Origin of the sequence: Ruegeria sp. HKCCD6157, from assembly GCF_013110685.1 — a bacterium.
GTDB lineage: Bacteria > Pseudomonadota > Alphaproteobacteria > Rhodobacterales > Rhodobacteraceae > Ruegeria.
On record NZ_WVRB01000004.1, the window covers coordinates 146,885 to 159,151 of the forward strand.

Annotated in this window: 12 protein-coding genes; 9 read left to right on the forward strand and 3 right to left on the reverse strand. The window is 57.0% G+C overall.

Annotated features, from left to right (window positions below):
- The first annotated feature begins 22 nt into the window (after positions 1-22).
- The 9 genes from GS612_RS14350 to pdeM all read left to right on the forward strand — a co-directional run bounded on the left by GS612_RS14350 (position 23) and on the right by pdeM (position 10,041).
- Positions 23-1,465, forward strand: coding sequence for an ATPase, T2SS/T4P/T4SS family (locus GS612_RS14350; protein WP_171641239.1), 1,443 nt, complete (start codon positions 23-25; stop codon positions 1,463-1,465).
- Positions 1,466-1,476: 11 nt separating this feature from the next.
- Positions 1,477-2,445, forward strand: a complete 969-nt coding sequence (locus GS612_RS14355) for a type II secretion system F family protein (protein WP_152457244.1) — start codon at positions 1,477-1,479, stop codon at positions 2,443-2,445.
- A gap of 10 nt (positions 2,446-2,455) precedes the next feature.
- Positions 2,456-3,430: a type II secretion system F family protein gene (locus GS612_RS14360; RefSeq protein WP_152457243.1), complete on the forward strand. Its 975-nt coding sequence runs from the start codon at positions 2,456-2,458 to the stop codon at positions 3,428-3,430.
- Between the two features lie 57 nt (positions 3,431-3,487).
- Positions 3,488-4,030 carry a tetratricopeptide repeat protein gene (locus GS612_RS14365; RefSeq protein WP_371809350.1) on the forward strand — a complete coding sequence of 181 codons (543 nt, stop codon included), beginning with the start codon at positions 3,488-3,490 and terminating at the stop codon, positions 4,028-4,030.
- A gap of 30 nt (positions 4,031-4,060) precedes the next feature.
- On the forward strand, positions 4,061-4,912 hold the full coding sequence (locus GS612_RS14370) for a lipopolysaccharide assembly protein LapB (protein ID WP_152457242.1): 852 nt from the start codon (positions 4,061-4,063) through the stop codon (positions 4,910-4,912).
- A gap of 3 nt (positions 4,913-4,915) precedes the next feature.
- The gene (locus tag GS612_RS14375) at positions 4,916-5,461 is read left to right on the forward strand and encodes a prepilin peptidase (protein WP_171205637.1); all 546 of its coding nucleotides are present in this window, start codon (positions 4,916-4,918) and stop codon (positions 5,459-5,461) included.
- A 117-nt stretch (positions 5,462-5,578) separates the two neighbouring features.
- A complete protein-coding gene (locus GS612_RS14380; RefSeq protein ID WP_171641241.1) occupies positions 5,579-6,886 on the forward strand; it encodes an ATPase in 1,308 nt (435 codons plus the stop codon).
- A gap of 40 nt (positions 6,887-6,926) precedes the next feature.
- The gene (locus tag GS612_RS14385; protein WP_171641243.1) at positions 6,927-9,338 is read left to right on the forward strand and encodes a ligase-associated DNA damage response DEXH box helicase; all 2,412 of its coding nucleotides are present in this window, start codon (positions 6,927-6,929) and stop codon (positions 9,336-9,338) included.
- Positions 9,339-9,378: 40 nt separating this feature from the next.
- Positions 9,379-10,041 carry a ligase-associated DNA damage response endonuclease PdeM gene (gene pdeM / locus GS612_RS14390; RefSeq protein ID WP_171641245.1) on the forward strand — a complete coding sequence of 221 codons (663 nt, stop codon included), beginning with the start codon at positions 9,379-9,381 and terminating at the stop codon, positions 10,039-10,041.
- Between the two features lie 2 nt (positions 10,042-10,043).
- Here pdeM and GS612_RS14395 read toward each other — a convergent pair whose 3' ends face one another.
- From GS612_RS14395 to GS612_RS14405, 3 genes are all read right to left on the reverse strand, one after another.
- Positions 10,044-10,790, reverse strand: coding sequence for a LytTR family DNA-binding domain-containing protein (locus tag GS612_RS14395; RefSeq protein WP_171170854.1), 747 nt, complete (start codon positions 10,788-10,790; stop codon positions 10,044-10,046).
- 216 nt (positions 10,791-11,006) lie between these two features.
- Positions 11,007-11,897 (reverse strand): bifunctional methylenetetrahydrofolate dehydrogenase/methenyltetrahydrofolate cyclohydrolase FolD, encoded by an 891-nt coding sequence (gene folD / locus GS612_RS14400; RefSeq protein WP_171641247.1) that lies wholly within the window; start codon positions 11,895-11,897, stop codon positions 11,007-11,009.
- A gap of 53 nt (positions 11,898-11,950) precedes the next feature.
- Positions 11,951-12,256 (reverse strand): chorismate mutase, encoded by a 306-nt coding sequence (locus GS612_RS14405; RefSeq protein ID WP_171117503.1) that lies wholly within the window; start codon positions 12,254-12,256, stop codon positions 11,951-11,953.
- Between the last annotated feature and the right edge of the window lie 11 nt (positions 12,257-12,267).

The following is a 12,267-nucleotide window of genomic DNA, read 5'->3' on the forward strand; positions in this document are numbered from 1 at the left end:
CATCCCAAAGGGGGGATAAGCCGTGTTTTCAAGATACAAAAAGCAACCTGCAGCGCAGCCCGTCAAAACGCCGGCACAACCGGCTGAAACAACGGCTTCTTCTGCACAGGCGACACCTGTCGCGACCGCGGTGGCACGCAAACCCGTGAAAAAGATTGCGGGTGAGGTCACAAGTTCAGACAAAGACCGAAAACGGAAGGAGCGGTTGGGTGAGATCAAGATCGAACTGCACCGCGAGCTGCTGGAGAACCTGAACCTGGCCGCGCTGGAAAACGCCGGCGAAGCCGAGTTGCGCGCTGAAATCAGCGCTATCGCCAGCGAAGTTCTGGAAACACGAAACATTGTTCTGAACCGCGAAGACCGGTCCCAGCTGAACAAGGAACTGTATGACGAGGTGACGGGTCTCGGCCCGCTCGAGGCGCTGCTTCAGGACGATTCGGTCAACGATATTCTGGTGAACGGTCCACAACAGATCTTTGTGGAACGTGCCGGCAAGCTGGAACTCAGCGACATTACCTTCAAGGATGAAAAGCACCTGATGCGGATCATCGACAAGATCGTGTCCGCCGTGGGTCGCCGTGTCGATGAATCCAACCCCTATGTTGACGCCCGTCTGGCCGATGGATCGCGTTTCAATGCCATGGTGCCCCCGATCGCGGTGGACGGATCGCTTGTTTCCATTCGTAAATTCAAGAAAGACAAGCTGGGAATTGACGACCTGGTCAATTTCGGTGCGTTCACCGAAGAAATGGCGGCGTATTTGCAGGCCGCCGTGTCTACCCGACTGAATATCATCGTTTCCGGGGGTACGGGTTCGGGTAAAACAACCACGCTCAACGCCTTGTCCAGCTTCATCGACGATGCCGAGCGGATCCTGACCATCGAGGACACGGCTGAACTTCAACTGCAACAGACGCATGTGGGTCGGATGGAAAGCCGCCCGCCCAACGTGGAAGGCAAAGGTGAAGTCAGCCCGCGCGACTGTCTGAAAAACGCCCTGCGTATGCGTCCTGACCGCATCATCGTTGGTGAGACACGCGGCGCCGAGGTCATCGACATGTTGCAGGCCATGAACACCGGTCACGACGGATCGATGACCACGATTCACGCCAACTCGGCCCGTGACGGCATTTCACGTCTGGAAAACATGATCGCGATGGCCGGGATCGAAATGCCGATCAAGGCGGTCCGCAGTCAGATCGCCTCGGCTGTGAACCTGATCGTGCAGGCCAGCCGCCTACAGGACGGTTCACGCCGGATGACCTCGATCACCGAGATCACCGGGATGGAAGGGGACGTGATTTCCATGCAGGAAATATTTCGTTTTCAACGCGTTGGCCTGACACCAGACAACAAGATCATCGGGCATTTCACCGCCACTGGCGTCCGCAGCCACTATTCGGAACGGTTCCGTCTGTGGGGCTTTGACTTGCCAGCGTCCATCTACGACCCAACCACAATGTAGGAGAACCAGGTATGCAATTGCCTATGGAGGCGATCATTTATGTCGCCATCTTTGTGGGGGTTCTTGCCTTGGTCGAGGGCATTTATCTTGTCGCCTTCGGCAAGTCCATCAGCCTGAACAGCCGGGTCAACCGACGCCTGGATATGCTGGAAAAGGGTGCCGGACGCGAACAGGTGCTGGAGCAGCTGCGCAAAGAGATGCAGCAGCATATGAAATCGCAGAGCATTCCTCTGTACTCACTTCTTGCTGACAAGGCGCAAAAGGCTGCAATCGCGTTCTCTCCCCGTCAGTTGATCATGATCATGGGTCTGGTATCAGCCATGGCCTTTGTCGGTTTGAGCATTGGCACCGCTACGGACACGGCACTTCGTATCGTTGTTTCCATCGCAATCGGCATCGGCGGCGTTTACGCCTGGGTCAACCACAAGGCCAAGAAACGCATGGGTATGATCGAAGAACAACTGCCCGATGCGGTTGAGCTGATGGTTCGATCTCTGCGTGTTGGCAATCCATTTGTGTCGACGATTCAGGTGGTTGCAAACGAAGTTCAGGATCCGCTGGGAACCGAATTTGGCGTTATCGCTGATGAATGTGCCTATGGTCGCGATGTGGGCGAGGCGCTGAAGGACATGGCTGAACGTTTGGACATGCAGGATATGCGCTTTCTTGCCGTAGCCGTGGGTATTCAGCAGCAATCCGGCGGCAACCTTGCCGAAATTCTGGCCGGATTGGCAAAGGTGATCCGCGCTCGTTTTCGCCTGTTCCGTCGCGTCAAGGCGATTACGGCCGAGGCACAATGGTCCGGCAAGTTCCTGTCCGGGTTTCCCGTTGCCTGTCTGATTTTCATCTTGGTCAAAGATCCGGGCTATTACGACGAGGTGCTGGATCACCCATGGTTTATTCCCGCGTGTTTTGTTGTCGCCATCCTGCTGACATTGAACCTGATCGTCATGAAAATCATCACCAACATCAAGGTCTGAGGGCAGCACAATGGAAATCCTGACCAGCATCAATGACCTGTTAACCCAGCACCTGGGCGAATTCGGCCCCCTTATCATTGTCGGCGTACTTGGCCTGCTTATGGTTCTGGTCGCTGTCACGCTGATGATGAAGCAGCCGGAAGACCCGCTGAAGAAACTGCAAAGATCGAATGCGGCTCCTCCCAAGCAGAAAAAAGGGAAGAAAGAGCAGCTTCGAAACTCAAGCCGAAACGAGCAGCTTGAGAAGTTTGCTACATTCCTTGAGCCCAAAAACGAAGAAGAATACTCGGCCGTCGAGCTGAAGCTGCGCCAAGCGGGCTACAGGTCGAAGGATTCGGTTCGGTTCTTCCACTTTGCGCAGTTTTCCTTGGGTATCCTTGGTATTTTCATTGGTGTTCTGCTGGTCACGGTCTTTTCCGGCGGCCAGGAATTTACCGGAACACAGATGATGATCCGAGTGCTTGTCCCCGGTGCGATTGGCTATTTCGCTCCAAAATACTGGATCACGCGCAGGGTTGAAGAACGGAAGGAAGCAATTACCGCTGGCTTTCCTGATACGCTCGATTTGATGCTGGTCTGTGTCGAGGCCGGCCAATCGCTTGATCAGGCCATCGTTCGCGTTGCCAGCGAAATGAGTGCGTCGTATCCGGATATCGCGCAGGAATTCGAAACTGTCGCGCACGAAATGAAGGCTGGTAAGGACAAGGACACCGTCCTGCGTGATTTCGGCGTGCGATGTGGTGTGCAGGATGTGAACTCTTTTGTCACCGTTATGATCCAATCGGCGACATTTGGTACATCGATTGCCGAGGCATTGCGGGTTTACGCCGGCGAGATGCGCGACAAACGCGTGATGCGCGCCGAGGAGGCCGCGAACAAGTTGCCGACCAAGATGACTCTTGTCACAATGATGCTGACGGTCCCACCGCTGCTGATTATTCTGGTTGGCCCGTCGGCGAATGTTATTTCGAGTTTTGGACGCTAGGTCGGATAGAACCATATGAAAGCTGAATTCAGGTGCTTCCCTTCCGGGTTTCGCCGAATGCTCCGGGCCACCATGGTTTTTGCCATGGTGGCTTCTTGCACAGAAGGCCTGTCATCCAACGGATTGGATGCACCGGGAATTGACGCCAAGGGTCAGGCAGAGGACAACATCGAGGTCGGAAACAGATTGATGGCCGCCGGAGAATACGAACTGGCGCTTGATACCTTTACCCGGGCCGCGCTTGAACAGGGTATGACGCCCCAGGTCCTAACCTCTCTGGGTACCGCAAATGTGGGGCTACGCCGCTTGGGACAGGCCGAAAAACTGCTGCGCAGAGCCGTCGAAGACGACACGGACTGGCCGGTGGCCTGGAACAATCTCGGTGTCCTACTGATGGAAAAACAGGAATACCCCGAGGCCGCGCAAGTGTTTCAGCGGGCCTATGCGCTGGACAATGGCGAAAGTGACGCAATCCGGGACAATCTGCGCTTAGCACTCGCAAAAATGGAAAATCCTGTTAATAATAACCCACAAGAACAACAAGAATACACACTGGAGCAGCTTGGCGACGGGCAATTCACGCTACGCAAGATCCAGTAATTGAGGCGAGAGCAGTAAAGGACGCAAAAAATGCGCCAGCAATTCTTGATTCCGAGTGTTGTTATCAGTGGTCTAATCCTGTCGGCCTGTGCAAAGGAAACCGAAGAGGAAAAGGTTGAACGAACGTTTCAGGAAGTGAACGTCATTGACGAAACAAACCTGAACGATGTTCTTCTGAGCGCCGCAGATCCAAACGAAGCAGTGACCTATTTCCACGGTGCAGCGCTCAAGAACCCGGACCGGATCGATCTTCAGCGCGGACTGGCAATTTCTTTGGGCCGCGCCAAACGCACGACCGAGGCCGTGACCGCATGGAAGCGCGTCACAACGATGAAAGGCTCGAACGCCGCGGACAAGGTTGAATACGCGGACGCATTGGTCCGAAACGGCGACTGGTCGCAGGCCAAAACGGTTCTGGATTCGGTTCCCCCCACCTTTGAAACCTTCAAACGGTATCGCCTCGAGGCAGTCGTTGCGGATTCCCGGAAAGAGTGGAAACGCGCGGATCATTTCTATGAAACCGCTGTCGGGCTGACGACACGTCCGGGCAGTGTAATGAACAACTGGGGATATTCCAAACTGACCCGCGGCGAATATGCCGAAGCCGAGCGGTTGTTCTCGGAAGCGATCCGCCAGGACAACTCGCTGTTTACTGCCAAGAACAACCTGGTTTTGGCCCGATCGGCGCAAGGCAACTACAGCCTGCCAGTCGTCCCGATGACTCAGGTCGAGCGGGCGCGTCTGCTCAACACGATGGGTATTTCGGCAGTCAAGCAGGGCGATATAACCACCGCCAAGAACCTGTTCCGCGAAGCCATTTCAACCCACCCGCAGCATTTCGACGAGGCGGTCCGCTCGCTTCGGGCGCTTGAAGGGGCCTGACACATGCAAATACCCGCAGTGGCAGCGGCCTGGTTTCTGCCGTTTGTGCTGCCGATCTGCTTTTACGTGGCCTTCACGGATATGCGTGAGATGCGGATCAAGAACCATGCAGTCCTTGCGCTGACGCTGGTTTACATCGTGATAGGTCTGATCGCCATTCCACCCTGGTCTACAGGCAGCCTCAGCGGCAATCTGGGGCCGATCACCGTGTCTATGCCGATCTATTTCTGGCAATTGCTGCATATCGTTGTGGTTTTGGTTATCGGTATCTTCCTGAATGCCGCGGGCACCATGGGCGCAGGCGATGCCAAATTTCTGGCCGCCGCTTCGGCGTTTGTCTGGCTGGGCGATCTGAGAATTATACTGATGATCCTGACCGCCTGCGTTCTGGCTGCCGTGGTCACACATCGTTTGGCCAAAATCACAAGGTTGCGCACGATCGCGCCGCATTGGGAAAGCTGGAGCCGGGGCAAGCAGTTTCCGATGGGTTTCGCCCTGGGCGGATCATTGGCCATGTACCTGATTTTGGGTACTGTTCTCGGATCGTAAACTATCATCAGCGCGCCTTGTCGCTGCCTTTGTCCCGCCACAAAGCTGGTTCATTTTTTCTTCAAGACGCCCTTTTTCGGGTTCTTGGCGTGACAAATTGATGGACGAGCACCGCGCATGAATATGCAGAATTCCTCTGTTATGGCCCCCCCTGCCCCCAAGGGTTTGGGCGAAATGAAGCTTCCGCTTGTAATGATGCGGGACATCCTTCTGAAGACGGTTTTTCGCAAAAACGCGAGCACGGTATCTGAAGTGGCCGAAGCGATCTGTCTCCCGGGATCGGTAACTCAGGAACTGGTCGATATCGCGCGCGATCAGAAACTGCTTGAAGCGACCGGGACACTGAACGCCAACAGCGGCAATGAGATGGGATATCAGCTGACCGATGCAGGCAAGGCCCGTGCGCTGGATGCGCTGAGCCAATCCGAATATTTCGGCGCGATGCCGGTGCCGCTGGATGTCTATCGCGAGCAGGTCAAACGCCAGTCGATCCGAAATATTCAAGTCACGCGAGAGCAACTGGTTGGCGCAATGGGTCATCTCGTTCTGCCCGACAGCCTGCTGGACCATCTGGGCCCGGCGGTTAGCGCGGGCCGGTCGATTCTGATGTACGGTCCTCCGGGCAACGGTAAATCCTCGATCTCGAACGGCATCCGGGATGCGTTGGGTGATAACGTCTATGTGCCCTATGCTATCGAATATGCAGGTCAGGTGATCACGGTCTATGACCCGATCGTGCACACGGCGATCGAACAGGAGCCGGACGACCCCAACAGCCTGCGTCGTCGCAAGCGGTTCGATTCTCGCTATGTTCAGTGTGAACGCCCCACCGTCGTAACCGGTGGTGAACTCTCGCTCAGTATGTTGGATCTGGTCTACAATCCGACCGCACGAACCTATCAGGCCCCGTTGCAGCTGAAATCAACCGGTGGCATTTTCATCGTGGATGACCTTGGCCGCCAGGCCGAACCGCCGCAGGCGCTGGTCAACCGTTGGATTGTCCCGCTTGAAGAAAACAAGGATATCCTCGGCCTGCAATCAGGTGAAAAGTTCGAAGTTCCGTTTGACACGCTGGTCATCTTCTCGACCAACTTCCACCCAAATGAGATCTTCGACCAAGCGGCCTTGCGCCGGATCTTCTTCAAGATCAAGATTGACGGTCCGAACCAAGAAAACTTCCTGAAAATCTTTGCCATGGTGGCCCGCAAACGCGGAATGCCTTTGGATGAGGCGGCGCTGGTGCACCTGCTGAAGGTCAAATACCCTACTATCAACAATATCTACGCCAACTATCAACCGATCTTCCTGATCGATCAAATGATCTCGATCTGCGAGTTCGAAGGCATCCCCTATCAGATGAGCCCCGAACTGATCGACCGTGCCTGGGCCAACATGTTCGTAAAAGACGAAAAAATCGTCAAATAACACCGTGCCAATCCCTCCTCCGGGCGGGTAATCTGCAACCATGACGCAGATTCCCGCTCGGATTGGTACGTGGTTCTCCTCCAAAGGCTGGTCCATCCACCCACATCAGAAAGAGATGTTCGACCGGGCGAAGGAGCCGGCAACCTTGCTGATCGCCCCAACGGGTGGCGGCAAGACCATGGCCGGATTTCTGCCTTCCCTGTCCGAGCTGGCCGACGGTGGCCACAACGGTTTGCATACGCTCTATGTCTCGCCGCTCAAGGCACTGGCGGCGGATATCAAACGTAACCTGCGCACCCCGGTGGATGAGATCGGCCTGCCCATCCGGATCGAAGATCGCACCGGTGACACCTCGGCCACGCAGAAAAAACGCCAAAGGGCCGATCCGCCCCATATCCTGCTGACCACACCGGAAAGTCTGGCACTGCTGACCTCGTACGAAGATGCGCCGCGCATGTTCGATGGGGTGCAGCGGATCATCGTCGACGAAATCCACGCGCTGGCGGAAAGCAAGCGCGGCGATCAGCTGATGCTGGCCCTGGCACGTCTTCAGCGCCTCAACCCGGGTCTGCGCCGTGTAGGCCTGTCAGCCACGGTCGAAGACCCCGCGGCAATTGCCGGCTTTCTGGCGTGCCACCCGGACCCCTGCCGGATCGTGCAGGCCGATCCCGGCCCGGACCCGGACATCCAGATGCTGGAAACAACCGAAATGCCGCCCTGGTCCGGCGGAGGCGCGGCCTATTCGATTCCGGCTGTGCTGGACCAGATCCGGCGACACAAGACCACGCTGATCTTTCACAATACCCGCGCGCAGGCCGAGATCTACTTTCATAATCTATGGCTGGCGAATGACGACGGCCTGCCCATCGGCATCCATCATGGCAGCCTTGACCGACAGCAACGCGAGCGGGTCGAGGCCGCGATGGTGCGTGGCGAATTGCGTGCCATCGTCTGCACCGGCAGCCTCGATCTGGGCATTGATTGGGGCGATGTCGATTTGGTGATTCAGATCGGTGCGCCCAAGAACGTCAAGCGGCTGGTGCAAAGGATTGGTCGGGCCAACCACCGCTACAACGCGCCTTCCAAGGCGCTGCTGGTTCCTGCGAACCGATTTGAGGTTGTCGAATGCGTCGCTGCGCTCGAGGCCGCCAAAGCCCATGATCTGGACGGAGAACCCCGAGGCCCCGGCCCCCGCGATGTGCTGTGCCAGCACGTTCTGATTGCGGCCTGTGCGGGGCCCTTTGACGCTGATGATCTATATGCCGAGATGACATCCGCCGGACCTTACGCACAGTTGACCCGACCGGAATTTGACGCCTGTCTGGATTTCTGTGCCACCGGCGGCTACGCCTTGCGCGCCTATGATCGATGGCAAAGGTTGCAGAAGCGTGCCGACGGGCAATGGCAATTGCGCGATCCCCGCGCAGCGTCGCGCATTCGCATGAATCTGGGCACGATTCAGGACACGGATACACTCAAAGTTCGCCTTAAACGCAGCCGTGGCGGTAAGCCGTTGGGCGAAGTCGAGGAAGCCTTCGCTGCTTCGCTGACCCCCGGCGATACCTTCCTGATCGGCGGACAGATCGTACGGTATGAAGGTCTGCGCGAAATGGTGGTCGAAGTCAGCCGTCGCGCCGATCGCAAACCAAAGATCGCGACCTTCTCGGGCACGAAATTTGCGACCTCAACGCAACTCAGCGACCGCATTCTGCGCATGTTCGCCCAAACTGACTGGCCGCACCTGCCTTCTCATACGGCTGATTGGCTGGACTTGCAGCGCCAAATGTCCCGCCTGCCTCAACGCGATCGTCTGCTCATCGAAAGCTTTCCAAGCGACGGCCGAGAGCATCTGTGCGTATACGGATTCGCCGGCCGCAACGCGCAACAAACACTGGGGCTGCTGCTGACCAAGCGGATGGAGGAAACCGGTTTGGCCCCGCTGGGGTTTGTCGCCACAGACTATGCCACGCTGATTTGGGGTTTGGATGCGGTCACTGACCCGCGTCCCTTGTTTCAACCCGAAGCGCTGCGTGACGGGCTGGACACATGGCTGGCAGGCAACGCAGTCATGAAGCGTACCTTTCGCGCGTCGGCCACGATTGCCGGTCTGATCGAACGCAACATGGCCGGGCAACGGAAAACCGGGCGGCAAGCCACGTTTTCGTCGGATATTCTCTATGACACTTTGCTGAAATATGATCCCGATCATCTGTTGATGCAGATCACCCGCGAAGAAGCCATGCGCGGGTTGGTTGACTTCGGTCGGATCGAGGCGATGCTGGCGCGCATTGGCGACCGCATCGATCTGCTGCGTCTGGACCGCGTTTCCCCACTGGCCGCGCCGCTGTTTCTTGAGGTCGGAAAGGTGCCTGTCAAAGGGGCCGCCGAAGAAAGGCTGCTTGCAGAAGAAAGTGCGCGCCTGCTGGAAGCCGCCGGGCTGGACCAGCTTTGATCCCCTTGCGCAAGATGTGGAATCAGGTCAAGAACGTATCATGAACGTGTGCAAGTTTTCCTTTGCAGGCCAGCAACTCGATGCGTTGCCGTCTGGCGCATTATGGTGGCCGGCGCAGCGACTTCTCTGCGTTTCGGACCTGCATCTGGGAAAATCCGAACGTATGGCCCGTCGGCGCGGGGCTACGCTGCCGCCTTATGACAGTCGCGAAACGCTTGACCGGCTGGCGCGCGATCTGGAACACACCAACGCCGAAACCGTCATCTGCCTGGGTGATAGCTTTGACGATCTCGAAGCGGCCCAAGCCTTGCCCGACGCAGAAGGGTTGAGGATTGCGACTTTGCAGGCCGGGCGACAATGGATCTGGATCGAAGGCAATCACGATCCCGGCCCGATCGAGATGGGGGGCTCTCATCTGGTCGAATGGCAGTGCGGCCCTCTTGTCTTTCGTCACATCGCCCAGGATCGGCCGCAAGGTGAAATTTCAGGCCATTTTCATCCGAAAGCACAGATTCGGACGAAAGGCAGGCACATTTCACGACCTGCCTTTCTGCTGGACAGAAATCGGCTGATCCTGCCTGCCTACGGAACTTACACTGGGGGGTTGCGCAGTTCGGATCGGGCACTTTCCGATCTTTTGGGCGCGGACGCAATAGCCATTCTGACGGGCCAGCAACCACAGATGATTCCAATGCCGCGTTGAGTTCAGATCAACCCGTCTTCTTCCAATTTCGGTTTGTACTTGCGGCTTACTGGAACCAGATCGCCGTTCATCAGGCGCAAAAAGGTTTTGCCCCCCGATTTTTCAACCCCTACGATGGACGCGTCCACCACCCAATGTGAACGGTGCGAACAGTGTCCGGGAACCGGCTCCATCTCGGCAATTGCGTCCGTAAAGCGTGAGCGGACCGTGAACGTGCCTTCCGAAGTGACAATATCCACATTGTGGTCCCTGACCGTCAAACGATGGATTTGACCATGGAAGTCAGGCGGCAGACGCCTGATCAGACGCGGCCTCTCGGTTTCAGGTGTCGAGGCCATCAATGGGTTCAGATCATTGCGTTGCACAAGAACCAAACCCGTTGCAAACAGGACCCCATATACCGCGACGGTCTGGGCGCCTGGTGCCATGTGACCTCCGCAGGTGAACAGGATCCATGCCAACATCCAAAGGGACGGCGTGAACAGAACCAGGATCAGTGCCGCGAATGCCAGATCACGGACGGGAACATTCAACAGAACGGGGTTTTTCTGCATCAAGTTGCGCGCCAACCCGGTGACTGTCAGGGCAAGAACCATCACCCCGGTCCAGAAAAGAAGACGCAAACCGAAGCTCAGATCCGCGACCAGAAACGGAGGAAACGCGTAGGCAAGCAATGGAAGAAAGACAAGGCCCGCCGTCACTCGCTGTGGGGTACAAGCATTCCGAATAGTGTTAATCCCAGACGTCATACCGCTTTTGCGCATGACTTAACTAAATTCAACCTTAGTACGACAAGCACTGAAGCACCTTACCTGTAACCAACTGGGAATACAGGGATATCATGATTTTTTGAGCTGTCAAACCCATTCAGGGCAAATTGACTGGAGCGTCCGATGATTGTCCCGCGAAGTCATGCACAACCGAGGGATGTGCCGGGCCGACATGATCGACCCGACCAGATTACCTTACGCCGTCAAACCTTCTGGTTCGGGCAGAGCGTTGGCGCGGCAGCACGCAGTCAAAGTGTTGGCCAACAGGCATGCTATGGTCATCGGACCTACCCCCCCCGGAACCGGAGTGATGGCGCCAGCACGCTGGGACGCGCTGGCATAGTCCACGTCACCGACCAGCTTGTTCTTTCCGTCGCGTTCGATGCGGTTGATGCCTACATCGATCACGGTCGCGCCTTCCTTGATCCAGTCACCCGGCACCATTTCCGGACGCCCCACGGCAGCCACGACGATATCGGCACGGCGTACGACGTCCGGCAGATCCTTGGTGCGCGAATGCGCGATGGTCACGGTGCAGCTATCGCCCAGCAGCAGCTGCGCCATCGGTTTGCCCACAATGTTCGAGCGACCGATCACAACGGCGTCCATGCCGGAAAGCGAACCGTGGTTGTCACGCAGCATCATCAGGCAGCCCAGCGGGGTGCAGGGCACCATCGACTTTTGACCGGTACCCAGCAGGCCCACGTTCGAAATGTGGAAGCCATCCACATCCTTGGCCGGGTCGATCGAGTTGATCACCAGATCTTCGTTCAGGTGTTCGGGCAGCGGCAACTGGACCAGAATGCCATGCACGGCCGGGTCGTTGTTCAGCTTGTCGATCAGCGCCAAAAGATCTTCTTCCGACGTCGCGGCGTCCAGTTTGTGCTCGTATGAATTCATGCCGACTTCAACGGTCATTTTGCCCTTCGAGCGGACATAGACCTGGCTGGCTGGGTCTTCGCCCACCAGAACCACGGCCAGGCCGGGGGTGATGCCGTTTTCTTCTTTCAGCTTTGCGACCTGATCGGCAACTTGTCCGCGCACTTTTGCGGCAAAGGCCTTACCGTCGATAACCTGAGCTACCATACTTCGATCCCTTCTTTCAAAAAACGGATCGGGCGCACAGAACGCCCGGTCAGTCAGTCGGTGCCAATCACGCGCTCTTCGCGTGCAATCGACCAGTCTATCAATATGCGCCACAGCTTCTCGGCCAAATCCGGGTCCATCCCCAGCGCGTCCGAACTTGCACGCACGCGTTGCACCACCTCTTCGACGCGTTCCGGGATACGGGCCGGAAGGCCCTCGCCCGGTTTCAGCTGCGACGCGCGGTCAATATACGTCGCGCGCGTCACCAACATTTCGATCAGTTGGCGATCCAGCTTGTCGATCTCAGCCCGCAGCTCCTGCATCGTGTTGCAGTTCTGAGGCGGTGTCAGAGTGGGCATCGTCATCTCCT